Here is a 24,676-nt window from a genome sequence, read left to right as displayed (position 1 = left end):
CCTGACGCCTGTGTGCCCTCGGGGGGAGGGAAGAGGAATTCTGGCATGCCCGTATCAATGGGCGACGAGGTGATGACCGTGGCACTGCCGCGGCAGTCCACCGGTCCGAGGACCGGTGCTCCCGGGGCTCTCGGGTCTCCCGGGTTCTCCGGATCCCCCGGCGGGCTGACCCTGCTCGTCGTCGAGGACGACCCGGCGGGCTCCCTGGCCATCCCCGAGCTGCTCGACGCCTCCGGGGGCCGGGTGAGGGTCCGTACCGCCCGCAACCTCACCGAGACCGAGCGGCTGCTCACCGACGACGTCCACTGCATCCTGCTCGACCTGGCGCTGTCCGACGGCACCGCCGCCGGGGGCGCCCAGGAGGAGAGCGGGGACGAGCTGGACATACTGCGCCGGGTGCTGCGGATGGCGCCCCGGCACGCGGTACTGGCGCTCACCGCCGAGGACGACGCCGAGCGCGCGGCCGAGGCCGTGCGCGTCGGGGCGCAGGACTTCCTCTTCCGCGACGAGCTGGACGGCCGGGTGCTGAGCCGGGCCGTCCGCTACGCGGTCGAGCGCAAGCGGGCGGACCTGGCCCAGCGCCAGCTCACCGAGTCCCGGCTGCGGGCCCAGGAGAACGCCCGGCTGGAGCGCGGACTGCTGCCGACCCCGCTGCTGGACGGCTCGGAGCTGCGGTTCGCCGCCCGCTACCGGCCCGGACGCTCCCGGGCGCTGCTCGGCGGCGACTTCTACGACACCGTGCGCACCGCGGACGGGACCGTCCACGCCATGATCGGCGACGTGTGCGGGCACGGCCCGGACGAGGCCGCGCTGGGGGTGGAGCTGCGGATCGCCTGGCGTGCGCTGACCTTCGCCGGGCTCTGCGGCGACCAGCTCCTGAGCACGCTCCAGCGGGTGCTGGAGCACGAGCGCTCCAGCGACGAGATCTTCGCCACGCTGTGCACCGTCGACATCGCGCCGGACGGCCGGCGGGCCGGGCTCTGCCTGGCCGGGCACCCCGCGCCGCTGGTGGCGGGAGGCGGGCGCGGGCCGCGGCTGCTGCCGCACCACGAGGAGGGCGGCGGCCCGGCGCTGGGCGTCCTGCCCAACGCACGCTGGCCCCGCACCCAGGTGGAACTGGGCGGCTCGTGGAGCCTGATGATGTACACCGACGGGCTGATCGAGGGCCGGGTCGGCCAGGGTGAGCAGCGCCTGGGCCAGGAGGGCATGCTCGGGATCGTCGGCAACCGGATGGCCGCCGGGCTGCGCGGCGAGGAGCTGCTGGACGCCGTACTGGCCGAGGTGCGGGGGCTCAACGGCGACGAGCTGACGGACGACGTGGCGGTGATGCTGCTCGACCGGGGCTGACCCCGGACGAGCGGCGGGCCGGGCCACGCGGCCCGGCCCGGTCGGTGCCCCGTTCGCCCGGGGCGCCGTTCGCCCGGCGGCTCAGCGGCCGCCGTTGTACGGGCCGTAGGGGCCGTCGCTGCTGCTGCCGCGGCGGAAGCCGCCCCGGCCGCCCCCGCCGATCTGGACCAGTGCGGGCCGCACGTCGACCATGTAGACGATGTTGGCGATCAGCCCGGCGATGGTCAGGAAGAGCATCCCGAGGAAGAGGTTCACGGCCACCGTGATCCCCAGGATGATCAGCCAGAAACCCTTGGTCTTCTTGTCCGCGGCGCGGTAGGCGTCCTCACGGCGCAGAGCGGCGTCCACGAAGCAGAAGATGCTGAAGACGAGCAGGCCCAGGAACACCCAGGACATCAGCCCGTAGAAACCGTCCAACAGCACGCTGGCCACCATCCTGTCCATGAGCCGGTCGTCGGCCCTCCACGCTACCGGCCCGGGGACCGGACACGAAGTGCGTGCCCGGTCCCGGCGGCGTTCACGCCTGCGGCTTGTCCGTGGGCAGCCTGTCCGACGGCGACGCGGCCTTCTGGGAGGAGGACCGCTTCGCGGTGGACTGCTTCGCCGCGGTCTTCCTGGCGGCGGTCTTCTTCGCGACCGTCTTGGGGGTCTCCCCGGCGGCGGCCTTCCTCGCGGCACCGCTCCTGGAGGCCGCGGTCTTCGAGGCGGCCGTCTTCGAAGCCGCCGTCTTCGAGGTGGAGGCCCTGCCCGGCGTGGCCCGGCGGGTGTCACCCATCTTGGGGCGCGGCTTCTCCTCCTTGCCGCCCGCCTCGACGGTGACGGCCTCGCCGACCTTGCGCGCGCCCTTCACCGGGAGCCCGCGGCCGACACCGGCGCCGTTCCTCTCTCCGTTCCCGCCGTCCTTCTCGCCGCGCCACGTCCCTACCGCGCCGCGGCCGCGCTCGGCCAGCTCGCCGTATCCCTCGCGTGCCTTGACGGCGTACTCGGCGGCGAGCCCGACGCTCTGGAGCGCCAGGTGCTGGGCCTGCTCGCGCAGCTTCTTCAGATCGGCGTCGAAGCCGGACAGCACGGTGGTCAGCCGCGACTGGGTCTGCTTGGCCTGCTGGGCGATGCGCTCCTGCACGACCTTGGGGTCGGCGGCCTTGTCCTTGACCGCGGCCAGGCGCTCGGGCGCCGTCTCGCGGATCTTGTCGATCACGCCCGCCGCGAAGTACAGCGGGGTGGGGTCGGTCAGCGCCTTGCGGAGGTCCGCGGTCTTGTTGGCGGCCTCGCCGGCGGTCTTCTCGGGCATGAGGGTCCCTCCTGGGTTACGGGGTCTGGGGCTTCGCGCCGGTGGAGGGGGTGTCCTCGGCCTCCGGGTCGGAGGCGTCCTCGGTGTGTCCGCCCTCGGGGTGGCCGTTCTCCTTGCGGAACGACCCGTAGATCTGGAGCAGCACCTGCTTCTGCTGCTCGCTGATCGACGTGTCGGCCAGGATCGCGCTGCGCACCTCCAGCCCCGCCTGCTCCTTCTCGTCGAGGATCCCGGCGCGGACGTAGAGGGTCTCGGCGGAGATCCGCAGCGCTCTGGCGAGCTGCTGGAGGATCTCGGCGCTGGGCTTGCGCAGCCCCCGTTCGATCTGGCTGAGGTACGGATTCGACACCCCGGCGGCATCCGCGAGCTGCCGCAGGGACAGCTGCGCGCTGCGCCGCTGCTCCCGCAGGAACTCGCCGAGATTGCCGACATGCAGTGAAGCCATGCCTCCACAGTGCCTCTCTCCGCTAACTTTTGCAAGCAAGTGCTTGCAGGAGTGTCGCATCGAGAGTCCGCCGCATGCGGGAACATGCGGTATGCGACCGGTTCTGCGGTTCCAGACCTCTGTCGTGTCGCCGCGTGCCACCATGGGAGCGGGACGAAGGGGGATCATGGCGGCCGAACGTGTCTGGCTGGACGTTCCGTTCTCCGAGAAGGACGAGGCGAAGCGGCACGGGGCCCGCTGGGACCCGTCGGCCAGGCGCTGGTACGCGCCGCGTCCCGGCATGGAGGAGCTCGGGCGGTGGGCGGCCGCTCCGGATGTCCCCGACCTGCTGCCCGGCGAGGACCGGACCCTCGGCAGCGGCCTCTTCGTCGACCTGGTCCCCAGCACCTGCTGGTTCACCAACGTCCGCTCCTGTGTGGCGGACAGGGACTGGGAGCGGCTCCGGCGGATGATCACCGGGCGGGCCGGGCGGCGCTGCGAGGTCTGTGGGGCCGCGGAGGACCGCGGGACGGGGCGGTGGCTGGAGGCGCACGAACGCTGGGTCTTCGACGACGCGAGAAGGGTGCAGACCCTCCGGCGGCTGATCTGCCTGTGCACCGACTGCCACACCGTCACGCACTTCGGCTACGCGCAGGTCCGCGGTCTGGAGGCGCGGGCCTTCGCGCATCTGAGGGCGGTCACCGGGATGACCGAGGCGCAGGCCCGGCGGCATGTCGAGGCCGCCTTCGAGCTGTGGGAGCGGCGCTCGCGGTTCACCTGGAGCCTGGATCTGGGAATTCTCACCAGGGCCGGCGTCACCCTCGCTCCGCCGCCCGGAGCCGAGGATCGGGCCCGCGTTCCCGGGGAGGTTCTCCGTCCCGCCGGGGGGCCGCCCGACCGGGGCCGGCGAACCCGCTGACTACCGGGCGGGTGCGGCACCGCCGGTGTCCGGCGGGGGAGACACCGAGGGGCGGGGAGGACACCGGCGGTGTCCTCCCCGCCCCTCGAAGAGCGCTTCGGCTGCCTCAGCCCTCGGCGTCCTGCCGGGGCGCGGTCGCGCCCGCGTACGGCTGGGTCCCGGCGCGGTGCCGGCCGCCCGTGCCGTCGGGCACGGCGCCGGCCTCCGCCGCGCGGGCCGCCGCCTCGCGCCGGTTCTTGGTGATGTGCTCGGCCACGGCGAACCCCGCGACCACGACGAAGCCCAGCGCCGCGAAGCCGATCGCCGCGCCCAGCTGGTCGTCCGGAGCGAGAAGGGCCCGGTCCTCGTCCTGCCAGGGCCACAGCGCCCGCAGGCAGCCCGCCACCACACCGGTCAGGACCACCAAGGTGATGCGCTGCCGGTTCTCCAGCAGCCACTGCATCAGCTTGACGAACGAGGCCAGACCCAGGAGGGCGCCGAGCGCGAACAGGCCCAGGTAGCCGAAGTCCCGCTCGTTGACGGCGGAGAGGGTGCGCTCGTACAGCCCGAAGGTCAGCAGCAGGAACGAGCCGGACAGGCCGGGCAGCACCAGCGCGGAGACCGCGATCGCCGCCGCGGCCACGATGACCAGCGGGGTGGCCTCCACCTCGCCGGGCGGCAGGCTGACGATCACGAAGGCCGCCGCCGCGCTCACCAGGGCCACGAGGATCTCGCCCGGCCGCCAGGGGGAGGAGGCGCCGTTGGGCAGCGGCGCCCGGGAGGCGAGGGAGAACGGCACCCACAGCGAGGCCAGCACCAGACCGAAGAACAGGGCCCGGCTGTGCACCGGCTGCTCCTCGACCCAGCCCTCGACCAGCCCGGCCATCAGCACCAGCGCGGCGAACATGCCGACCACCAGCGGGACGATGACGCGCCACTGGACCTGGCGGACCTCGTGGAGGGCCCGGGACGGTCCCCGCCCCCGGGGGAGGTCGGCCAGTGCCAGCCGGACGCCGGTGACCAGGCGGCTCGCCGAGCCGATGGCCGTGTCGTACACGCCGACCACGAGGGCCACGGTGCCGCCGCTGACGCCCGGGACGGTCTCCGCGGTGCCGATCAGGGCGCCGCGCACCAGGTTGAGGCCGTGTGCCGGCCAGGACGACGGCTTTGCCGCCCTGTGTCGCTGGGTTTCCCCCACCAGAGCTCCTTCGGTGCTGGTCGAGTGCTGTGGGACTGCCCGCGCGCCGGTTCCCGGGAGTGCCGGGGCGGGCGTGGCAGACACATTGTTCCCGATGCCGGGGCCCGCCGGTCTCCGGAGGGTCGCGGTCCCTCTCGGGGCAGTACGGTTCGGGCGGAACGGACGGAAGGGAGACGGGAGGGGATGGGCGGCTGGTTCCAGACGATCGCCGGTGTCCGGGCGGCCGGGAGGGCGCGGGGTTTGACCGGCCAGGGGGAGTGAAACCCGCCGCGGACCGCGGGCTGCGTCCCGCGCCACCGCGCCACCGCGCCGTCGTAAAGCGGGCGAAAGGTGACAAAAGGCGCATAGGGTGGCGATCGGCAGACGGTGAACGGAACGCGCCGGCGTCCGAGCGGCCACCGGCGCGGGCAAGGAGTCGGAAATCAGATGAGCGCTGTCAAGCTGTCCGTGATCTACTACTCGGCGACCGGCACCATCCACAAGATGGCCGAGCGCCTGACCGAGGCGGGGAAGCAGGCGGGTGCGGAGGTGCGGCTGCGGCAGGTCGCCGAGCTCGCCCCGGAGGAGGCCATCGCCTCCAACGCGGCGTGGAGCCAGCACTTCGACGACACCAAGGACGAGCCGAAGGCCACCGCCGACGACGTGGTGTGGGCCGACGCCGTGCTGTTCGGCACGCCCACCCGGTACGGCAACGTCGCCAGCCAGCTCAAGCAGTTCCTCGACACCCTCGGCCCGCAGTGGCAGCAGGGGCTGCTCGCCGACAAGGTGTACGCCGGCTTCACCGCCTCCCAGACCGCCCACGGCGGCCAGGAGTCGACGCTGCTGACCCTCTACAACGTCCTCATCCACTTCGGCGGCATCCTGGTGCCGCCCGGCTACACCGCTCCGCTGAAGTTCACCGACGGCAACCCCTATGGCGTCTCCCACGTCACCGGGCCGAACAACGACGCCCCGCTCACCGACGCGGAGTACGCGGCCCTCGACCACATGGCGCAGCGCGTGGTGCGCGTCGCGGGCCGCTTCAAGGGCGAGGGCTGACGCCCGCCGCGCGGGCAGGCGAGCCGGGCGGGTGAGCCGGGTGAGGGCGGGTGACGGGCCGCCCCCGTTCAGCCCGCCCCCGCCCGGCGCGTCAGGCCCGGTGGACCTCCAGCGCCGTCCGGACCGCCGACTCCAGGGCGCCCTCGATCCACGCGGTCCTGATCGAGGTGTGGTCGCCCGCGAAGAACAGCGGCCCCTCGCGGCGGCCCAGCAGCGGGAACAGCTCGGTGTGCTGGCCCGGCAGCAGCACGGCCGCCTCGCCGTACGCGTACGGGTCGCGCTGCCAGCTCTGCGTGCGGCCGGCGCCGGTGTAGAAGACCTCCACCCGCTGCCCGTAGACCTGCTGCACACCGCGCAGGGCGTAGGGGTAGCGGGCTTCGTCGTCCAGGCAGTCCCAGCGCCGGGCGTCGTCCGCCCAGCTGTAGGAGGCCAGCAGGACGCCGCCCTCGCTGCCCGCGACCCGGTGCGAGGGGTTGAACATGAACCGGTTGGGGTTGTCGCACACCGACCCTCCGCCGGTCACGCCCGCCGCCTCCGGCTGGTCCCGGGAGATCCAGCGGCAGGCGGTGTAGTGCACGCGCTGGGCCGCGGAGATGTGGCCGCGCGGCACGGACGGGTGCGCGCCCAGCAGACTGCCGTCGTCCGGCGCCCTCCCCAGGCGGTAGGCGTCGTACAGCCCCGGCCGCACCCGCTCCAGCTCCCGTTTCCAGTCGGCCTCGTCGAACTCCCACCAGCGGCGGCTGAACTCCAGCAGCACCTTGGTGGCGCTGTCGTAGTGCAGCTCGGTGACGGCCCGCCGCTTGCCGTACGACAGCGCGGGGGCGATCTGGATCTGCCGCAGCCCGGAGAAGGGCACGGTGAGGACCGCGCAGTCGCCGGTGAACTGCTCGCGCACCACGGCGCCGTCGCGGCCCTCGGAGACGGTGTCGATCCACACCGCCGGGCCGTCGGCGCCGATGTGCGGGGTGCCGTCGTCCCCGCCGCGCCCGTCCCCGCGGTACTCGACGCGGGTGGCGCGGCGGTCGAAGCGCACCGGGACCTTCAGCTCCTCGAGCTCCTTCAGCAGTGCGTCCACCAGGGTGGCGGTGCCGCCCCGAAGCTCCCAGAAGACGGTGCCGGGGTTGATCAGGGACCAGCCGATGAAGCTGTGGAGGAAGGACAGGGGCAGGCGGGAGGTGAGGTTCTCCAGGGTGCCGATCAGGTCGATCGTGCGCTCGTCGAATCCGGCGTGCTCGGTCAGGAAGCGGTGCATCGACCAGCCGCCGAACCTCTCGACCACCCGGGCCCAGCCCTCCAGGCACTGAGGCAGCGGCTTGTTCACGCGCTTCCCGTCCGGCCCGGCGGTGCTGTACTCGTCGCGCACCGGGTCCAGGGCCCGGCCCAGGATCTGCGCGGCGGGGGTGTCCAGGTACTTCTCCGGCACGCCGAAGGAGCGGTTGACCGCCCGCGGGTCCTTCGCGTAGTCGGCGCGGCGGATCCGGACGCCGTTGACGGCGATCCAGGTGCGGTACGCGGGCCTGCCGTCGGCGTCCACGTCCACCAGGTGGAAGCGGCGGCGCTTCAGCCCCAGCTCGTCGATCAGCCCCATGACCAGCGGGTGGCTGCCGGGGATGCGCATGGCCCCGGCCTCCGCGTACTGCTTCGGGTCGGCGAAGGGCTGCTCCGCGCCCTCGTGGCCGCCGGTGCGGAAGGTCTTGATCCGGCCGCCGGCCCGGTTGCCGTTGGCCTCGACGACGGTGACGCGGTGCCCGGCCCGGCCCAGCAGCAGCGCGGCGGCCAGCCCGGCCGGACCCGCGCCGACGACCAGCACCTTCTTGCCGGGCGTGCCGGACGTGCCGGGCGTGCCGGGCGCGCCGGTCCGCGCGGCGCCGGAGCGGGGCAGGCCGCCGCCGCGCAGGATCCTCTCGTACCGGGGGGCGAGCTCGGCGCCGTCCTCGTCCAGCAGGAGGATGGCGCGGGCCACCGCCAGACAGGCCTGGCGGCCGGCGGCGCCCGAGGGCTCGGGGGAAGGGGTCTCGGGCAGGGCGGCGGGTGCGGCAGGGGCGGCCGCGCCGAGCCCGGCGACGGCGGCGGCCGTCGTGGCTCCGGCGGCGAACCGCCGCCGCGACAGCGGCGGGGCGGCTTCGGCGGTGTGATGGTCTTTGTGAGGGGCCATGGCTTCTGATTAAGGCCGCGCCGCCCCGGCGGGCCGTCGGCGCACGGCGGGACCTGCCGGATTCCCCCGTACGGGAGCGGCTTTCGGGTGTGAAAAGCCGTTGGCCGACGGCGCACGTCCCGGGCAGTGTGCCCCCCATGGACCTCATGAGCTCCGCCCACGTAGCCCTGCGCCGTCTGGACGAGGCGCTGCTGGAAGCCCTGGCGGCCACGGCCGCCGCCGACGCCGACCCCCACGAGGTGATGCCGCCGACCGGGGAGGACGGTCCCGGCTGGACGGCCGCCCGGCGCGAGGCGTTCGTCCGCTTCCACCGCTCGCGCTCCCTGGGCGCCGACCCGGCGGAGACCGTGTACGCCGTCCTCGTCACGGAACCGGGCCCGGACGGCCGACCCCGGGAGGCGGTCGCCGGGGCCGCCCGGCTGGCCCCCGCCCCGGAGCCGGGCGCGGTCGAGGCCGGGCTGTGGCTCGGCCGCTCCCACCGCGGCCGGGGCGTCGGCACCGCGGTGCTCGCCCTCCTGCTGAACGAGGCCCGCGCCACCGGCGCCACCGGGCTGATCGCCCGTACGGACGCGGCCGGCCCCCGGACGGCCGCCTCCCGCCGGCTGCTCGCGGCCGCCGGAGCCGGCCTGGAGACCGGCGGGGACGGGACGGTCACGGCGCGGCTGCCGCTGACGGGGCGGCCCCGGCCGGCCTGATGTTGCGGTTGAAGCGGAAGAGGTTGTGCGGGTCGTGGACGGCCTTGAGGGCCGCCAGCCGCTCGTAGGCGCCCGCGTCGTAGCCCGCGCGGGTCTGGTCCTCGCCGGCCCGCTCTCCGTCCCCGTAGAGGAAGGCCGGGCTGTGGCCCTGCGTCCAGGGGGCCAGGGCCTCGCGCAGCAGGTCGAGCCGGTCGCGGACCTGCTGGAGGCTGTGCCCGGTGCCGCCGGGCGGAGGGCCGGGGAAGGCGATGGCGCGCACGATGTACCGCGCCTCCCGGTGGTCCACGGCCACCCCCGCCGGTCCGCGCCTGCCCAGCGCCCCGCCGAGGTGGCGCACATCCGTGACGCAGGGGACGGGCGAGCCGGGCCCCACCGTGCTCAGCACCGCGCCCAGCGCCTCGGGCGGCAGCTCGCGCAGCAGGGCGTTGGTGGCGGTGTAGGGCTGGGGGAAGGGCGGGTCGCGGTGGATGGAGTCGCACTCGGCGTACGGCATCTCGCGCAGGTCGTCCACGAGCCGCTCGCCGACCGCCCGCAGCGGCGCCACCAGCCGCTCGCCCTCCCCGGCCGGGCCGCTGTGGACGATCCGGAACGAGGCGGCGTACCGGCCGCGCAGCGGTGCGGGGACGGCCGGTACGTCGGGGTGGGAGAGCAGGGCGACGGAGGAGGTCAGCGTCTCGGGCACGTCCGCCGTCCAGCGCCGCCAGACCTCCAGGGCACGCTCCATCAGCGGGGCGCCGAAGACGAGCTGCCCGCCGTAGAGGGCGGGCACGGGGAAGAGGCCGGTCTCCATGGCCGTCACCACGCCGAAGTTGCCGCCGGTGCCCAGCAGTGCGCCGAACAACTCGTCGCCGGGGACGGTGCGGTGCGGCCGTCCGTCGGCGGTGACGACCTCCAGGGCGCGCACATGGTCGGCCGCGTAGCCGAACCGCCGGGCCAGCAGCCCGATGCCGCCGCCCAGGGTGTAGCCGACGGCGCCGACGGTCGGTGAGGAGCCGTTGAGCGGGGCCAGGCCGTGGGCGGCGGCCGCCGCCACCACCGCGCCCCACCGCGCGCCGGCGGCGACGCGCGCGGTGCGACGCACCGGGTCGACGCTCACGCCCGTCATCCGCCGGGTGCCGATCAGCACCCCGCCCCCGGCGGCCACCGACAGCCCGTGCCCGGTGGCCTGCACCGCCACGGGCAGACGGCGCCCGGCCGCGTACGCCACGGCCAGCCGTACGTCCTCGGCGTCCGCCGCGCCGACGACCAGATCGGGACGGTGTGTCCAGGCTGTCTGGAAACCGGAGACCTCCTCGTCGTAGCCGGGGTCGCCGGGCCGGAGGACCGGGCCGGTGGCGGCGGAGATGTCGTCGGTGCTGTCGGTGCAGTCGGTACTGCCCGTGGTGCTGGTGGCGCTGTGCGATGCGGGTTCCATGCCCTCCAGCGTGGTCACGGGCCTTCCATAAGTCCAAGATCTGATCTGTATGGAAGCTAGAATCAGCGGTTATGGAGATTCGGCAGCTGCGCTACCTCGTCGCCGTGGTGGACGAGGCGGGCTTCACCCGCGCCGCCGAGCGCCTGCACGTCGCCCAGCCCGGGGTCAGCGCCCAGATCCGCCTTCTGGAGAGGGAGTTGGGCCAGCCGTTGCTGGACCGGTCCGGCCGCACGGTGCGCCCCACGGGGGCGGGCGAGGCGCTGCTGCCCTACGCGCGGGCCGCGCTCGCCGCCGTCGAGGGCATGCGGCGGACCGCGGACGAGTTCACCGGGCTGCTGCGCGGCCGGGTCACGGTCGGGCTGTTCTCGGCCGCGGCCACCCACGACCTCGACGTGGTCTCCGTGCTGGCCGGCTTCCACGACGACCACCCGCAGGTCGAGATCACCCTCACCGAGGACGTCTCGGACCGGATGGTCACCGCGCTCCAGCGCGGCGAACTGGACGTGGCGGTCATCGGGCTCACCGGCGAGGAGCCGCCGCCGGGCGTCGAACTCCAGATCGTCGTCGACGAACCGCTGGTCGCGGCCGTCCCGCCGGACGACCCGCTGGCCGGGCGTACGAGCGTGGCGCTGGCCGCGCTCGGCGAGCGCACCCTGATCAGCCTGCCGCGCGGCACCGGTCTGCGCGCCGTACTCGACCGGGCCTGCGCCGCGGCCGGCATCCGGCCCCGTGTCGGCTACGAGGCCGCCGCGCCGCACGTCCTGGCCGAACTCGCCGCCCGCGGCCTGGGCGTCGCCGTGCTTCCGGCGGGCTCGGCGGCGGAGGCCGGGGACCGGCTGCGGGCACTGGAGATCGTACGGCCGCGGCTGCGCGGCCGGATCGCCCTGGCCTGGCGCACCGCCAGCCCCCCGGGGCCGGCGGCCCGGGCCTTCCTGGCCCGGCTGCGCGAGGCGATGCCGCCTGCGGCGGCCGCTCCGGGACGTTCCTGAGCCCGGGCTCAGGAACGTCAGCCGGGTGTCCGCGCCGCGACGATCACGTTCCCGTACAGGTCGGCGAAGTGCAGCGACCCGCCGTCCGCGCCCTCCCGCAGATCCCACATCCGTACGCCGTGCTCGCGCAGACGGGCGGCGACCGCGCCCAGGTCGTCGGTGTGGAGGACGAGCAGCGGCTGCCCGCCGGTCTGCCGCCCGATCAGCCGGCGCTCCTCCTCGCCGGTGGCGGGCATCAGCCACAGACCGGTCCCCTCCTGCCCGGGGACGCCCAGATGCAGGTACCGGTAGCCGCCCGCCGTCCGGTCGTACAGCACGCGCATTCCGAGGACATCGCGGTAGAACGCCAGGGCGTCGTCCGGATCCTCGACGAGGACGGTCAGACGGCCGAGTGCGGAGAACGGGCTCTGGCTGTGCTGGGAAGTCATGGCCGGACCGTAGCCGTTCCCACCGACAGCGCGGCCGGTCCGGTCCGGTCCGGCTGCGGGGCGGCTCAGGGTACGGAAGGGCCGCCCAGGTAGGTGCCGTCGGTGTCGTAGGGCCAGGCGTTGGCGACACAGCCCTTGAGCCCCTTGATCTGCTGCATCATCGCGGGTGCGGGCCGCCCGGGACCCGGGCAGGTCTCGTGGCCGTGGCCGATGCGGTGGCCGACCTCGTGGTTGACGATCAGCGCCCGGTACTCGGTGACGGGTCCGGCGAACTGCGGCGAACCCAGCACCCAGCGCTTGAGGTTGACCACCACGGTGGGGCCGACGGCGCAGTTCAGCTCGCCGCGGGTGTTGAGACCGGCGGCTCCGCAGATGGCGTCGGCGGTGCCGGGGGTGGCGATCTTGACGGTGAAGTCGGCGGGCCCGTCGGCCACGAGGCGGAAGCCGTTGACACCGTCGCCCGTCCAGCCGCGCGGATGGGCGAGGATCGCGGCGATCTCCCGCGCGGCCTGCCGGGCGGAGAGCTCGATGCCGTCCTCCACCTGCACCCGGTAGGTACGGATGGTGCCCTGTCCGACGGCCTCACCGGAGGCCCGGGCGGTGGTGAAGGTGCCCGGCCCGGTCGCGGGGACCGGGATCGCCGACGGCTCGGCCGGCTCGGCCGGCTCACGCGTGGAGGGTGACGGCGAGGGGGACGGCGACGCGGAGGCCGAGGCCGGGACGGAGGGGGACGGCGACGGCGACGGCGGCACGAACACCGCCTCCTCGGAGGCCCTCAGCTCGTCCGTGTCCCGCGGTGTGGCCATGGTCCGGGACTCCGCGGAGTCCTGCTGGGCGACGAGTAACCCGCCCAGGGCGAAGGCCCCGACGGTCGCCGCGGAGGCCAGCACCCTCATGTGCGGGCGCCTTCGGCGGCGGTTGTTCCGGCCGGCCCGACCGGCCCGGCTGCCTCGGCTGCTCCGGCCGTCCTGACGTCCCCGGCCGGCGGCACCGCGGCGAGCGGTGCCGGTGCGCCGGTCGTTGCGGCGGCGGCTCAAGATGCACTCCCCCCGTGGTTCGGCGTGCGCGAACGTGCCGAACGCGCGGTCTGCGACTCGTGGGGGGCGGTCGAAGATCACCGTAACACCGCCGTACGACAGACCGGTGGTGGGACCAACGACCGCCGCCGCTCTCCGGGGCGGGCCACGCGACGCACTCCGCGCCGCCTCCTGCGTCACACCGTGGCGAGCGCCCGCTCCCCCGGCTCGCAGGCCTTCCGCAGCGCCTCCAGCTCCTCCGGCGGCAGCCGCAGCGAGGCCCCGCGCCTGCCCGCGTCGAGCATCGCCCGGCCCGCCGCCAGCCACTCCCGGTCGGGCTCGACGCCCACGAACCCGGCCAGCCGCGACAGCTCCCGCTCCGGTGCGTCCAGCAGGTCCTCGTACGACAGGCTCGTCCGGGCCGCCTCCGGTACCCGGGCCAGATGCTCCAGGCATTCGGTCACCAGTCGCGACCACAGCTCCCCGAACCGGGCCACCGGCACCACCCGGTCGAACACCAGCCGGGGGTCGAACGGATCCCGCAGGAGCCCCGCCAGGTCCGGCGGGAGCTCGCGGGCGTGCTCGGGCGTCAGCTCGTCGCCGAACTCCAGGCCCAGCAGCGCGTACATCTCCTCCAGCATCGCGATCATCCGAAAGCCGGTGTGCCGGCTCATCGACAGCGCGCAGTCGGGGCCGCCGCGGTGGAGGTGGACGAACCTCGCCTCCGGGAAGCCCGCCCGCAGCCGGGGCACCCACCGCACCGAGAAGCCCGAACGCTCCACCACCGCCCGCCGTCCGAACCGGGCGCACAGCAGCCCGAACAGCTCCCGGTACTGCTCCTCGACCGGGCGGCGCGGCCAGGCGCGGACCTGCGGGGCGAGCTCGTCCAGCAGGCCGTCGGGGTCGTCGGTGAGATGCGGCAGCACCATCATGGACAGCCGGGGGATGCCGGTGGTGTCGGCCGAGAAGCGCCCGGGACGGCGCGGGTAGAGGAACTCCGGAATGGGCGCGCCGCTGCGGACCATCCTGTCGAACGTCGGGTTGGGCTCGGCCAGGAGATCCCAGAACTCCGTTCCCTCCAGGGTCCCTTCGGGCATCCCCTCGGGTCCGACCGAGGCCAGCAGCTCGTTGAGGCTGAGGACGTCCCGGTGCAGGTTCAGCACGCGCGACAGCGCGGTCGAACCGCTCCGCCCCGTGCCCACCACGAACGTCAGCGGCCGCGCGCCCATGTCCCCACCCCACTGCCCTCGGTCCCGTGCCCGGCCCGGCCACGGCTTCGGCGCCGGCCGGTGATCTCCACTCCGCAGCGTACGGACCCGGCCAGGGCGCGCGGCAGGGCGACTTCCGGCCAGAACGGGCGTGGCAGGATCACCGCATGGCCCGCGTCAGCGCCACCTGCCTCGTCGACGACCCCCGTTTCGGGACGGTCGGCGTGACGCTGTACCCCGGTGCGGGGAGTGTGCGGGTCGAGGGGGCGGGGATCCCCACCGTCACCATCCGCCGCACCGGGGGGACGAGGGGGAACGGACGGGTACCCGTCGGTACCCGTCGCCGCCGTCTCGCCATGACCGTCGGCGGAGAACCCGCCGTCCTGTCCCCGGGGCCGGGCCGGGGTCCGCTCCGCTGGTACGGGGTTCGTGTCGTCCACCGGGGAGTCGACTACCGCCTGACGCCGCGCCGCCGCCCCCGCGGGCGGTCCAGCCTCGCCCGGGACGACCGGCCCCTGGGCCACTTCCGCTCGGACGGCCGCCCGGCGCCGGCCGAGTGGCGCGACGGTGCCGGGGCGGAGGCGGTGGACGCCGCCGTCGGGTACGCGGCGGCCGTCGCGTTCGGCAGGTGGAAGCTGCCCTGGTGGGCCAGATGGGGCGAACGGCTGTGGAACCTCGTGGGTGAGCTCCTCTCCGGCTGACCCGGCCGCGGCGGGAACTTCGCGGTCCGTACGGCCGGGGCCGTCAGGCGGGCGGCGGCAGCGGCCGTCCCTCGACGGCCGCGCGGATGTGTTCCGGGGTGAGGGCGTCGCCGCCGTGCTCGGCGGTGAAGGCCGTGACGCGGCCCAGCGGCGAGTCCGGGTGCGGAGGTTCCTCACTGATCACCGTGCCGGTGACGATCTCGGCGAAGCGCATGCCGACGGTCACGGGGTCCTGCTCCAGGGGGTCTTCCTGCCGGTGTGTGCTCATGCCCTGAGTCTGGGCCCGGCCTGTGACAGTGAAGCCGCGGTGACCTGCGCGGGCCGCCCATCCGCTCGCCGGGGAGGACGGGCGGATGGGAGGGTGTGACCATGACGGAGAGAAAAGGGAAGAACGGCGGGAGCGGGTCGGGGAACGGCGATGTCGCGGTGGGCATCTCCGTCGGGACGGCGATCGGGGTCGCCCTGGGCCTGACGGTGTTCGACAACATCGCCCTCGGGATCGGTGTGGGCATGGCACTGGGCATCGCCCTCGGATCGGCCCGGCGCGGCCGCCGGGAGCCTCCCGGCGGCTCCCGGGGCGAGCGCTAGCACCTCCCCGCGGTGACGGCGGGTCCGGTCCGGTCACGGCAGGGCGCGGCGGCTGCGGGCGTTGGCGGCGGCGAGGCGCGCCCTGAGCTGCTCGTGCGCGGTGAGCGGCCGGATGTCGTCCGGCTTCGCGTCCCACTCCCGCCCGCCGCCGAGGGGGCGCAGCCACACCCGCCCGGGGCGGACGTCCATCACGTCGCCGACCCGCCCGTCCCGCAGGTCCCGTGCCACCGAACCGACCGTGATCGCGGGCAGCCCCTCCCGCCTGTCCACGTTCACCGCGCCTCCCGCGCCCGCGGCGCCGCCACGGCCCTCCCGGGCGGATCGTCCGGCGGTACGGCCGGCCCGAAGTCCGGTACGCCTGGGGTGCGTACGGGTGCCGGCGACCACCGGGACCTCCCGCCGTTCAGGCCCGGAGGGACCTCCGCCGTGCCCGCGTCCGTCGCGGCGCGGGCGCGACCACGGGCGTCCTTGCCGTCGGCGAAGGCCGCCGAGAAGTACTGAGTTCGGGATTCCATCGCGCTCCGTGATCCGTCGATGCCCTCTGACGGGCGACTATCACTTTCTGTATCCAGATAGTCGCTGCCCGACGCCGGTGGCGATGGGTTTTTCACCGTGACCCCACATGCGCGTCGGGAAGAAGAACGGATGGTGACGGCGGAGCGCGTCACCCGGCCGCGACCGCGGAGTCGGCCTCAAGCCGGTCTCCCGCCCGGTGGGCGCGTCCCTGCGGCGGGCGCGGCAGGAGCCGCCGTACCCGGTGCGAGGGGGCGGGACGCGCGGAACGGCCGGCCGGGGCAGAGGTCCCGGCCGGCCGTTCCGCGCGGCTCGTTCCGCGCGGCTCACTCTGCGCCGAGCAGCTTCAGCAGCTCGTGACGGCCGAACATCCGCGCCGTGTCGACGGCCGACGGGTTGCCCGCGGCCGGATCGGCGCCGGCCTCCAGCAGCAGCCGCACCATCTCCTCCTGGTCCTTGAAGACCGCGCCCCCGATGGGCGTCTGGCCGCGGTCGTTGACCCGGTTGGGGTCGGCGCCGCGCTCCAGCAGGGCCCGCACGGTGGGAGTGCGGCCGTAGTAGGCGGCGAGCATCAGGATCGAGTCGCCCTTGTCGTTGGTCAGGTTGGCCGGTACGCCCGCGTCCACGTACGCCGCGAGGGTGTCCGTGTCGCCCTCCCGGGCGAGGTCGAAGACCTTGGCCGCGAGCTGGAGCACCTCCGGGTCGTGCGCGGGCTGGGAGGTCTCGGGGGTCGGGGCGTCGGACATCGGGTGCCTCCTCGTCGTACCGTCTCGCCGCCACGGCGGCCGATCATGTTCAGATTACGTATGCCCGCTTTCCGTCCGTTGCCGCCGCGCTCCCGCCGGCGCCCGCACCGCCGGGGGGCCGGCCGTTCAGAGCTTGATGACGACCAGGGCCGCGTCGTCGGCGGTGCCCCGGTTCATGCCGAGGTCCTCCAGGAGGTTGTCGGCGATCTCCTCCGGGCCCAGGTCGCGGTGCCGGGCCAGGCTCTCCGACAGCCGCTTCAGCCCGACGTCGATGGACTCCTCGCGGCGCTCGACCAGCCCGTCGGTGTAGAGGATGAGGGTCGAGCCCGGCACATAGGTGGTGATCGCCTGCGGCCGGTGCGAGGGCCTGCTCCGGGCGGCCAGGGGCACGTCGGTGGCCTGGTCCAGCAGCTCGGTGAGCCCGTCGGGGTGGCACAGCATGGGGGGCAGGTGGCCGGCGCTGCTGTAGGTGAGCGTGTGCGTGTGGGTGTCGATGTCGAGCTTGACGGCGGTGGTGGCCAGCGCGCCGTCGAGGGAGCGCGCGTACAGGTCCAGGCCGTACAGCGCCTGCGCGGGGCCGTCGGCGACCCGCATGGCGGCGCTGAGGGCGCTGCGCAGCTGCCCCATCACGCTGGCGGCCTCCAGGCCCCGGCCGACGACGTCGCCCACGGCCACGGCGAAGCGGTCCTCGCTGAGGTTGATCATGTCGTACCAGTCGCCGCACACGTTCAGCGAGCCCTGGGCGGGCCGGTAGCGCACGGCCGCGTTGCGGCGCTCCAGCGGCATGTGCGTCGGCAGCATGGCCTTCTGCAGGGTGAGGGCCACCTCGTGCTCGCGGGCGTGCGCCTGCCGCAGTCGCTCGTTGTGCTCGTACAGTTCCCGCGCGCGGGCGTACAGCTCGGCCTCGGCGACCTTCCCGCCGACCGCCCGCAGGCCGTCGCCGGTGCCGGCGCCGGTCAGGCTGGTGGGGTGGGCGAGACTGTCACGCACGTACGCCGTGGCGTCCTCGACGCGGTTGACGATCAGGAGCACCGAGCCGTCCTCGCCGAGGACGGGGGTGTTGACCGGGCTCCAGTACCGCTCCTCGTACCCGCCCTCGGCGCCGGGGCGGGGGATGTCGTAACGCTGGAGGACCATGGTGTCCGGCTTGCCCGTCTCCAGTACGCGCCGGAACGAGGCCAGCAGGTTCCCGGGGCCGTCGGCGTCCGGGTCGTCCGGGTCGTCCGGGTCGGCGGGGAAGGCGTCGAACAGGTGGCGGCCGATCAGTTCGCCGCGGGTGCGCCCGGTGATCTCCAGATAGGCCTGGTTGGCCTCCACGAAGACGAGGTCCCGGTCCAGTACCGACAGGGGAGTGGGGACGGCGTCGAACAGGGCGGCGTAGTCGATGCCGCCGCTCACCTCGCTCATGGCCCCTCCCCTCTGCGCGGCGCCGGCCGGAGCCGGGGACCTCTTCGTCATGGTGGCACGCACTCCCTGTCCGTCTCGAACACTACCGCGCGGCCCGCGGGGTCAGCAGCCCGCCGACGAAACGCCGCAGCCGCCTCCCGGCCGGGCATATCGCGGGCGGGTGGGCGGCCCGCCCGGTACGGAGAGGGTCGATTCGGCCGTTGAGCATATCTTTTGTGTAATTGTGCACCGCCTGGGCGGGTGTGTGCCGCACCGGAGCGGCGAGGCACGACCGTACTCGATCATGGGAGAACGTGTGGCGGGTTCCACAGCGTCTCCACACCCCGCGCGGGATCCGGTGCGGCGGAGGGGTGGGACCGGGACCCGGGACCGCGCTTCGGGACCGCGCCCCGGGACCGCGCCCGGTGGGCGTCAGAAGACGTCCGGCGCCCAGGGCCTGCGGCCCGTGCGCAGCAGGGCGTCCGCCAGGACGGCCGCGCCCGGGCGCTCCTCGTCGAGCTGCCCCAGCTCCCGCAGCCGCGAGGCGGACTCGTCCCCCAGGTACATCGAGCTCAGCGCGCCCACTCCCATCGAGAGATCGGCCGAGCGCGTGGTGGGGGCGCAGATGGCGCCCTCGGGGGAGGCGTCCAGCAGGAAGCGCCCCCCGGCGATGCCCATCGGGTCCTCCAGAGCCAGCACCAGCGTGCCGGAGACCGGGTACGTACGGGCCCGGAGCAGCGCGGGGACGTCCAGCGGGCGCAGCCACAGGAAGTCGGCGTGGGAGGTGATCCGGGCGGCGCGCGGGTTCGGCAGCAGCCGGGGCATCAGGCAGTCGGGGGCGAGCCGGCGGCAGTGGACGGTGGCGACCCAGTCCATGGAGAGCAGGAAGTGCCACAGGGCCCGTTCGGCGGCCGTGTCGGCGGCGATCAGATCGCGGACGTGGGCGTTCAGGCGCGGCGCCTTGTTCTCCCAGTGGTCGTCGGCGGTGTACGTCAGCAGCCCTCGCACCTGGCCCGCGGCGTCGCGGTACACGGCGTGGGAGGCCTGGGTGAAGCCGCTGCCGGGCCAGTCGATCGCGCCGGTGTTCAGCTTCCACCAGCGCTCGGTGCGGTCGGTCATGCCCTGCCGGTCGGGCAGCGCGCGCACCCGCTCGTGCAGCGCGGCGCCCAGGACGCGCGCCCGGGCGGGCTCCACCAGATCGATCCGGGCGCCCTCCTCCCGCGGGCGCGACCAGCGCGGGTCCAGCCCGGCGCGGGCGGCGTCCACGGTCCAGTCGGTCGACCAGGTGGCCGGGCCGTAGCCGTAGCGGCCGTAGATCGGGTACTCGGCGGAGTCCAGCGTGGAGCAGACGTCCCCGCGCTCCCTGCCGTCGGCCAGCGCGTCGCGCATCATCCGCGTCAGCAGCCCGCGGCGGCGGTGGGTGGGCAGGACGGAGACGTTGGTGACGGCCAGGGAGTCCACCGCCGCGCCACCGGGAACGGTCAGCCGCTGCGGCAGCGTGCGGAAGGTGGCGACGCAGCGGTCGTCCTCGAACGCCCCCCGGGTGCGGTCGAGTTCGATCGCGCCGCGCCGGGCGGCGAGCTCCTCGGCGGTGAGCTCCGCGGAGTGCAGGAAACCCGCTCGAAGGGCGCGCAGCCAGCCCGGGTACTCGTCCTCGGTGATGGTGCGGATGTCAGGGGCGTTCGAGTCCATGGCCGTTACGTTATGGCCGCCGTCTCAGAACGTCGCGCGGATTTCACCCACCCGCCGCCCCCCGCCCAGCAGCGGGGCGTCGCCCATCTCCGCCAGTGCCGGGGACTCCACGCCCATCCGCGCCAGCGTCCGGGCCAGGACCGGGCCGAGCGCCCGCAGCCCGCCGTCGTCGATCTTGATCGCCAGCGCCCGGCCGTCGGGCAGGGCCACCGCCTGTACCGCCTCGGCGCCCACCTTCGCCAGCGCGCCCGGCACGCCGCGCATCAGGCGGGTGTCCTCGCGCCGGGTGCCCGCCACGTACTCGGGGTGGGCCCGCATGGCGTCGGCGACCCGGCGCTCGGGGGTGCCCGGTTCGGCCAGCACGAAGGAGCGGAAGGCGCGGGCCAGGCCGGTGAGGGAGATCGCCATCAGCGGGGCGCCGCAGCCGTCGGTGCCGGTGTGCGCGACCGGCTCGCCCGCCGCCGCCTCGATCCGCTCGCGCACCAGCGTCTGGAGGGGGTGGCCGGGGTCGAGGTAGTCGGCGCCGGACCAGCCGCTGACCCGGCAGGCGGCGAGCATGGCGGTGTGCTTGCCCGAGCAGTTCATGGCGGTGCGGGAGGGGCGCGAGCCCGCAGCCAGGAACCGGTCGGCCTCCTCGCGGTCCAGCGGCAGGTCGGGCGGGCAGCCCAGGTCGTCCTCGGTCAGCCCGTGCTCGGCGAGCATGGTGCGCACCAGCTCCAGGTGGAAGGGCTCGCCGGAGTGGCTGGCGGCGGCCAGCGCCAGCCGCTCGCCCGACAGCTCCAGGCCGGCGTGCAGCACGGCCGCCGCCTGCATCGGCTTGTTGGACGAGCGGGGGTAGACCGGCGCGGCCACCTCGCCCAGCGACCACTCCACGCCGCCGTCCGGCCCGAGCACCACCACCGAACCGCGGTGGTTTCCCTCGGTGAACCCCGAGCGCACGACCTCGGCGAGGACCGGGAGTTGCGCGGAGGGCGGTCCGGCGAGCGGTCCGGGCCGCTCGCCGGGAGCGGGAGCGGTGGCGGGGACGTTCGCTGGCGGGGTGGTGCTGGCGGACATGGGCGGCCTTCCCTGGGTGTAGGGGGGACGACCGCCCCCGGGGTCAGGGCAGCAGGTCGTCCACGTGTGCTTCGCCCTCACGGTACCTGCGCGCGATCTCGGCGCTGCACCCGTTCGCCGTCCGCTGGAGCGCCCGGCGGCGCCGGGAGATCCGGTGCTCGTGCCCGTCCAGCCGCGCCATGGCGGCGTGCAGTTCGGCGTCGGTGCGGGCGCCGAGGTCGGACAGTTCGACCTCGGCGAGCACCTCCTCGGCCAGCCGCCGGTACTCCTCGCTGCGCGGGGTGCGCAGCGTCACATGGCGGGCCGAGCGCGCGGGCCCCCGGCCGGGCGGGGGAGCGTCGGCGAGGATTTCCGCCAGCCGGTCGATCAGGGGGACGTCCGCGGCGCTGCGGCGGGCCAGTTCGGCGCGGAGGATGTCGACGCGGCCCTGGATCAGCCGCCGCACGTAGCTGAGGTCGGCCTCCTCCTGCTGTGCCTGGCGGCGCAGCTCGCGCAGCTGGGGCAGGCGCAGACCGGTCAGTTCGGGAGGCTCGGCGTCGTGCGGGACCGCCGGGGGCGCGCCGTCCGCGCCGGTGGCGCCACCGGCGTCGGCCCCCGCTTCCGCCGGAGGGGTCTTCGCGGCGCACGCCGGGGCGGCTGAGCCGGTCGTGGACGCGGTCGTGGAATCGGTCGTGGACGCGGCCTCGCGGGCCGCCGGTACGGCTCCGGGTGTCCGCCCGGTTCCGGCAGTACTCATCTTCTGTGTGCCCCTCATCCCCTTCGCCGTGGACCACAACGAGGTGCCACGGCCCGTCACGGATACGCCGCAGGCCACCGCGGCACCGTGCTGCACGCATCGTGCCACCGCGGGCACCCTGCGTGCAGTCCGGGCCACCCGTCCGGCGGCGGTCGGCGGGCGCACGACCGGGGCGGCATGATGGTCGGCATGCGAGCTGTGGTGCAGAGGGTCAGTGGCGCGAAGGTCGTCGTCGCGGGGGAGAGCGTCGGCGAGATCACCGGGGAGGGGCTGTGCGTGCTGGTCGGGGTGACCCACGACGACACCCCCGAGAAGGCCGACCGGCTCGCGCGCAAACTGTGGGGGCTGCGGATCCTGGAGGACGAGAGGTCCTGCTCGGACACCGGCGCCCCCCTGCTGGTCGTCAGCCAGTTCACCCTCTACGGCGACGCGCGCAAGGGACGCCGCCCCACCTGGCAGGCCGCCGCCCCCGGCCCGGTGGCCGAGCCCTTGGTCGAGGAGGTCTGCGCCAGGCTGCGGGCGCTGGGCGCGCGGGTGGAGACGGGCCGCTTCGGGGCGAAGATGGAGGTCTCGCTCACCAACGACGGCCCGTTCACGGTGCTGCTGGAGGTCTGAGGGCCTGTCCCGCGGGTCCGCTCGGTCCGCACGGGCCCGCGGGACAGGCGCCCGGCCCCTGCCGCCCCCCGTAACGGCGGCAGGGACCGCTCACACCCCCCGCTCCCACCCCCCGCTCACACCCCCGTCTCCTGCGGTCACTTCACCGACCCCGCCATGACGCCCTGCACGAAGTGCTTCTGGAAGGCGAAGAACACCACGAGCGGAACGGCCAGCGACAGGAAGGCGCCGGGCGCGAGGATCTCGATGTTGCTGCCGAACTGCCGCATCTCCGACTGGAGCGCGACGGTCAGCGGCTGCGAGTCGCTGTCGGCGAAGATCAGCGCCACCAGCATGTCGTTCCACACCCACAGGAACTGGAAGATGGCCAGGCTCGCGATCGCGGGCCTGCCCACGGGCAGGACGAGCCGGATGAAGATCCGCCACTCCCCGCCGCCGTCCATCCGCGCGGCCTCCAGCATCTCCCGCGGGATCTCCGCGAAGTAGTTGCGCAGCAGGAAGACCGCGAACGGCAGCCCGTAGGCGACGTGGAAGAGGACCACACCGGGGATCGTGCCGAACAGCCCGACCGCGCCCAGCATCTTCGCCACCGGCAGCAGACCGACCTGGACCGGCACCACCAGCAGTCCGACGACCACCAGGAAGATCCAGTCGCGGCCGGGGAACTCCAGCCAGGCGAAGGCGTATCCGGCCAGTGCGGCGACCACCACCACGGCGACGGTGGTGGGCACCGAGATCAGCACGGTGTTCCAGAACGCCTGGGTGATGCCGGAATCCGCCAGCAGGGCCGTGTAGTTGTCGATCGACAGCTGGCCCGGCTCGGTCAGCGCCGTCCACCAGCCGCTGGCGGAGTTGGCCTCCTCCGACCGCAGCGAGGACAGGAACAGCCCCAGCGCGGGGGTGATCCACACCAGCGCGGTGACGACGAGGAAGACCTGGACCGCGGTCTTGCCCAGCAAGGAGCCGATCCGCGCGCCGGCGGGCCGCCGCGTCCGCCCTGCGCCCGGGGGGTGGTGCCCGGCTCCCGCGGCTGCCGCCGCAGCCGCGGGAGCCGGAGCCTGTGCGGCCGCTCCCTTCCCGGCGGGCTCCCCGGCCGGGCCGTCGACGGTGCCGTGGGTCATGACTGGCTCCTGCGGAAACGTCGGATGTTGAAGACCATGGCCGGGACCACCAGGAGCAGCAGCAGGACGCCGATGGCGCTGCCCAGTCCCTGGTTGTTGCCGCCGCCGAAGGACACCAGCCACATCTGCATGGCCAGCACGTTGGCGTCCTGGAGCACCGGGCCCGGGGCGATGATGTAGACGAGGTCGAAGACCTTCATCACATTGATCACCAGCGTCACGAAGACCACGGTCAGCACGGGCGCGAGCAGCGGCACGGTGATCCTGCGGAAGATCTGCCACTCGTTCGCGCCGTCCATCCGCGCGGCCTCCAGCACGTCCCGGGGCATCGCGGCCAGTCCGGCGCCGATCAGCACCATCGAGAAGCCGGTCCAGATCCACAGGTAGGCGCCGATGATCGCCGGGGTGACCAGGGCGGGACCGAGCCAGGAGATCCCGCCGTAGGGCTCGGCGAAGTTGGACGCCGGCAGCCGCAGGGCGTACGAGCCGCCGTCCAGGCCGGTGATGCGGAACGAGCCGTCGGCGGCGGTGGTGGTCTCGCCCACCGCCTTTCCGTCGCGCACCGCCTGGACGGTCATGCCGGGCAGGCCGCGCTCGCCGGAGTCGATCCGGCCCGGCTCGCCGCCCCCGCCGGGGGTGAAGTCCAGGTAGACGGTGCCGGCGAGCGATCCGTCCCCGGCACCGGAGGTGCCTTCGGGCGCGGTGGCGGGTTCCGCGTCGGAGGGCACCTCCTTGGGGGGCACGCCGACGACGCCGAGCGAGACGGTGCGGCCGGGCGCCAGGTCCGCGGCGGTGCCGTAGGAGCCGTCCTCGCCCTTGGCCAGCGGGGTCTCGCCGGAATCCTCCCTGCCCCGGGCGCCGGGGTAGGCGGGGCGGTCGGCGAAGACGTCGTGGACGCCGACGGCGACGGCGTTGAGGACGCCGCGGTCGGGGTCCTGCTCGTAGGTGATGCGGAAGATGATCCCGGCGGCGAGGAAGGAGATCGCCATCGGCATGAACATCAGCAGCTTGAACGCGGTGGCCCAGCGCACCTTCTCGGTGAGCACGGCCAGGATCAGGCCCAGGCCGGTCAGCAGGGCCGGGGCGACCACGACCCAGATCGCGGTGTTGCGGACGGCCTTGAGCGTGGTCGGGTCGCTGAACATCTCGACGTAGTTGTCCGCGCCGACGAAACGGGTGCCGGAGGCGTCGAAGAGACTGCGGCCGATGGAGAACAGGATCGGGTAGGCGACCAGCGCGCCGAGCAGCAGCAGCGCGGGCAGCAGGAAGGCGGCGGCGACGAGCCTGCGGCGGCGCGCCGCGCGCCTGCGGGGGTCGTCGCCCCGGGCGGGCGCCCCCCGCGAGGGGGAGGCGCCGGCCGGGGCGCCGCCCGCTTTCGCGGGCGGCACGGCGGATGCTTCGGCGGACATCGGTGCTTTCGC

27 protein-coding genes are annotated in these 24,676 nt (G+C 74.5%); 8 read left to right on the top strand and 19 right to left on the bottom strand.

Features of this window, described 5'->3' with window-relative positions; translation table 11 throughout:
• The first annotated feature begins 45 nt into the window (after positions 1-45).
• The gene (locus tag BM237_RS02650; protein WP_093847249.1) at positions 46-1,347 is read left to right on the top strand and encodes a PP2C family protein-serine/threonine phosphatase; all 1,302 of its coding nucleotides are present in this window, start codon (positions 46-48) and stop codon (positions 1,345-1,347) included.
• 81 nt (positions 1,348-1,428) lie between these two features.
• Here the strand turns inward: BM237_RS02650 and BM237_RS02645 are convergent, their stop codons facing one another.
• From BM237_RS02645 to BM237_RS02635, 3 genes are all read right to left on the bottom strand, one after another.
• Positions 1,429-1,770 carry a DUF2516 family protein gene (locus BM237_RS02645; protein ID WP_093847433.1) on the bottom strand — a complete coding sequence of 114 codons (342 nt, stop codon included), beginning with the start codon at positions 1,768-1,770 and terminating at the stop codon, positions 1,429-1,431.
• A 94-nt stretch (positions 1,771-1,864) separates the two neighbouring features.
• Positions 1,865-2,638, bottom strand: a complete 774-nt coding sequence (locus BM237_RS02640; protein ID WP_093847247.1) for a hypothetical protein — start codon at positions 2,636-2,638, stop codon at positions 1,865-1,867.
• Between the two features lie 16 nt (positions 2,639-2,654).
• A complete protein-coding gene (locus BM237_RS02635; RefSeq protein WP_093847245.1) occupies positions 2,655-3,083 on the bottom strand; it encodes a helix-turn-helix domain-containing protein in 429 nt (142 codons plus the stop codon).
• Between the two features lie 166 nt (positions 3,084-3,249).
• Here BM237_RS02635 and BM237_RS02630 point away from each other — a divergent pair, with 166 nt between their 5' ends.
• Entirely contained in the window at positions 3,250-3,981 is a 732-nt protein-coding gene (locus tag BM237_RS02630; RefSeq protein WP_093847243.1) for a DUF5710 domain-containing protein, read from the top strand.
• A gap of 106 nt (positions 3,982-4,087) precedes the next feature.
• Here BM237_RS02630 and BM237_RS02625 read toward each other — a convergent pair whose 3' ends face one another.
• The gene (locus BM237_RS02625) at positions 4,088-5,158 is read right to left on the bottom strand and encodes a DUF368 domain-containing protein (RefSeq protein WP_217655782.1); all 1,071 of its coding nucleotides are present in this window, start codon (positions 5,156-5,158) and stop codon (positions 4,088-4,090) included.
• A gap of 426 nt (positions 5,159-5,584) precedes the next feature.
• Here BM237_RS02625 and wrbA point away from each other — a divergent pair, with 426 nt between their 5' ends.
• Entirely contained in the window at positions 5,585-6,196 is a 612-nt protein-coding gene (wrbA, locus tag BM237_RS02620) for an NAD(P)H:quinone oxidoreductase (protein ID WP_093847241.1), read from the top strand.
• A gap of 91 nt (positions 6,197-6,287) precedes the next feature.
• Here wrbA and BM237_RS02615 read toward each other — a convergent pair whose 3' ends face one another.
• Positions 6,288-8,351 (bottom strand): flavin monoamine oxidase family protein, encoded by a 2,064-nt coding sequence (locus BM237_RS02615; RefSeq protein ID WP_093847240.1) that lies wholly within the window; start codon positions 8,349-8,351, stop codon positions 6,288-6,290.
• A gap of 137 nt (positions 8,352-8,488) precedes the next feature.
• Between BM237_RS02615 and BM237_RS02610 the strand changes: the two genes are divergently transcribed.
• The gene (locus BM237_RS02610; protein ID WP_093847238.1) at positions 8,489-9,046 is read left to right on the top strand and encodes a GNAT family N-acetyltransferase; all 558 of its coding nucleotides are present in this window, start codon (positions 8,489-8,491) and stop codon (positions 9,044-9,046) included.
• On the opposite strand, the gene BM237_RS02605 is transcribed toward BM237_RS02610, so the two are convergent.
• Positions 9,003-10,478, bottom strand: a complete 1,476-nt coding sequence (locus BM237_RS02605) for an FAD-binding oxidoreductase (protein ID WP_245793361.1) — start codon at positions 10,476-10,478, stop codon at positions 9,003-9,005. The two genes, BM237_RS02610 and BM237_RS02605, sit on opposite strands and share 44 nt — an antisense overlap.
• Positions 10,479-10,531: 53 nt before the next feature.
• On the opposite strand from BM237_RS02605, the gene BM237_RS02600 reads away from it, so the two are divergent.
• Positions 10,532-11,449: a LysR family transcriptional regulator gene (locus BM237_RS02600; RefSeq protein WP_093847236.1), complete on the top strand. Its 918-nt coding sequence runs from the start codon at positions 10,532-10,534 to the stop codon at positions 11,447-11,449.
• Between the two features lie 17 nt (positions 11,450-11,466).
• Here the strand turns inward: BM237_RS02600 and BM237_RS02595 are convergent, their stop codons facing one another.
• The 3 genes from BM237_RS02595 to BM237_RS02585 form a co-directional block, all read right to left on the bottom strand.
• Complete coding sequence (locus BM237_RS02595) at positions 11,467-11,877, bottom strand: VOC family protein (RefSeq protein WP_093847234.1); 411 nt, start codon at positions 11,875-11,877, stop codon at positions 11,467-11,469.
• Positions 11,878-11,942: 65 nt separating this feature from the next.
• Complete coding sequence (locus BM237_RS02590) at positions 11,943-12,773, bottom strand: DUF3152 domain-containing protein (RefSeq protein WP_093847232.1); 831 nt, start codon at positions 12,771-12,773, stop codon at positions 11,943-11,945.
• 317 nt (positions 12,774-13,090) lie between these two features.
• Complete coding sequence (locus tag BM237_RS02585) at positions 13,091-14,122, bottom strand: sulfotransferase family protein (RefSeq protein WP_093847230.1); 1,032 nt, start codon at positions 14,120-14,122, stop codon at positions 13,091-13,093.
• 146 nt (positions 14,123-14,268) lie between these two features.
• Between BM237_RS02585 and BM237_RS02580 the strand changes: the two genes are divergently transcribed.
• The gene (locus BM237_RS02580; RefSeq protein ID WP_093847228.1) at positions 14,269-14,802 is read left to right on the top strand and encodes a hypothetical protein; all 534 of its coding nucleotides are present in this window, start codon (positions 14,269-14,271) and stop codon (positions 14,800-14,802) included.
• 43 nt (positions 14,803-14,845) lie between these two features.
• Here BM237_RS02580 and BM237_RS02575 read toward each other — a convergent pair whose 3' ends face one another.
• Entirely contained in the window at positions 14,846-15,070 is a 225-nt protein-coding gene (locus tag BM237_RS02575) for a hypothetical protein (RefSeq protein WP_245793360.1), read from the bottom strand.
• A 101-nt stretch (positions 15,071-15,171) separates the two neighbouring features.
• On the opposite strand from BM237_RS02575, the gene BM237_RS02570 reads away from it, so the two are divergent.
• Positions 15,172-15,390 (top strand): glycine zipper domain-containing protein, encoded by a 219-nt coding sequence (locus tag BM237_RS02570; protein ID WP_093847226.1) that lies wholly within the window; start codon positions 15,172-15,174, stop codon positions 15,388-15,390.
• Between the two features lie 33 nt (positions 15,391-15,423).
• On the opposite strand, the gene BM237_RS02565 is transcribed toward BM237_RS02570, so the two are convergent.
• From BM237_RS02565 to BM237_RS02540, 7 genes are all read right to left on the bottom strand, one after another.
• Positions 15,424-15,666 (bottom strand): hypothetical protein, encoded by a 243-nt coding sequence (locus BM237_RS02565; RefSeq protein WP_245793359.1) that lies wholly within the window; start codon positions 15,664-15,666, stop codon positions 15,424-15,426.
• 563 nt (positions 15,667-16,229) lie between these two features.
• Complete coding sequence (locus BM237_RS02560; RefSeq protein ID WP_093847224.1) at positions 16,230-16,649, bottom strand: ankyrin repeat domain-containing protein; 420 nt, start codon at positions 16,647-16,649, stop codon at positions 16,230-16,232.
• A gap of 126 nt (positions 16,650-16,775) precedes the next feature.
• Positions 16,776-18,056: a PP2C family protein-serine/threonine phosphatase gene (locus BM237_RS02555; protein ID WP_093847222.1), complete on the bottom strand. Its 1,281-nt coding sequence runs from the start codon at positions 18,054-18,056 to the stop codon at positions 16,776-16,778.
• An 82-nt stretch (positions 18,057-18,138) separates the two neighbouring features.
• Positions 18,139-18,264, bottom strand: a complete 126-nt coding sequence (locus BM237_RS30210) for a hypothetical protein (protein ID WP_281253878.1) — start codon at positions 18,262-18,264, stop codon at positions 18,139-18,141.
• Positions 18,265-18,467: 203 nt separating this feature from the next.
• The gene (locus BM237_RS02550; protein WP_093847220.1) at positions 18,468-19,727 is read right to left on the bottom strand and encodes a GNAT family N-acetyltransferase; all 1,260 of its coding nucleotides are present in this window, start codon (positions 19,725-19,727) and stop codon (positions 18,468-18,470) included.
• Between the two features lie 24 nt (positions 19,728-19,751).
• On the bottom strand, positions 19,752-20,783 hold the full coding sequence (locus tag BM237_RS02545; RefSeq protein ID WP_093847218.1) for an asparaginase: 1,032 nt from the start codon (positions 20,781-20,783) through the stop codon (positions 19,752-19,754).
• A gap of 43 nt (positions 20,784-20,826) precedes the next feature.
• Positions 20,827-21,519, bottom strand: a complete 693-nt coding sequence (locus tag BM237_RS02540; RefSeq protein ID WP_093847216.1) for an RsiG family protein — start codon at positions 21,517-21,519, stop codon at positions 20,827-20,829.
• A 189-nt stretch (positions 21,520-21,708) separates the two neighbouring features.
• On the opposite strand from BM237_RS02540, the gene dtd reads away from it, so the two are divergent.
• A complete protein-coding gene (gene dtd, locus BM237_RS02535) occupies positions 21,709-22,134 on the top strand; it encodes a D-aminoacyl-tRNA deacylase (RefSeq protein ID WP_093847423.1) in 426 nt (141 codons plus the stop codon).
• A 137-nt stretch (positions 22,135-22,271) separates the two neighbouring features.
• Here the strand turns inward: dtd and BM237_RS02530 are convergent, their stop codons facing one another.
• Positions 22,272-23,255 (bottom strand): carbohydrate ABC transporter permease, encoded by a 984-nt coding sequence (locus BM237_RS02530; RefSeq protein ID WP_093847214.1) that lies wholly within the window; start codon positions 23,253-23,255, stop codon positions 22,272-22,274.
• Positions 23,252-24,664, bottom strand: a complete 1,413-nt coding sequence (locus tag BM237_RS02525; protein ID WP_093847212.1) for an ABC transporter permease — start codon at positions 24,662-24,664, stop codon at positions 23,252-23,254. The genes BM237_RS02530 and BM237_RS02525 overlap by 4 nt, the downstream gene beginning before the upstream one ends.
• Positions 24,665-24,676: the final 12 nt, after the last annotated feature.

The organism is Streptomyces mangrovi (genome assembly GCF_900114215.1).
Taxonomy (GTDB): domain Bacteria; phylum Actinomycetota; class Actinomycetes; order Streptomycetales; family Streptomycetaceae; genus Streptomyces; species Streptomyces barkulensis.
Note: the sequence above shows the minus strand (reverse complement) of the source record. Positions and strands in the feature narration are given on the sequence as shown.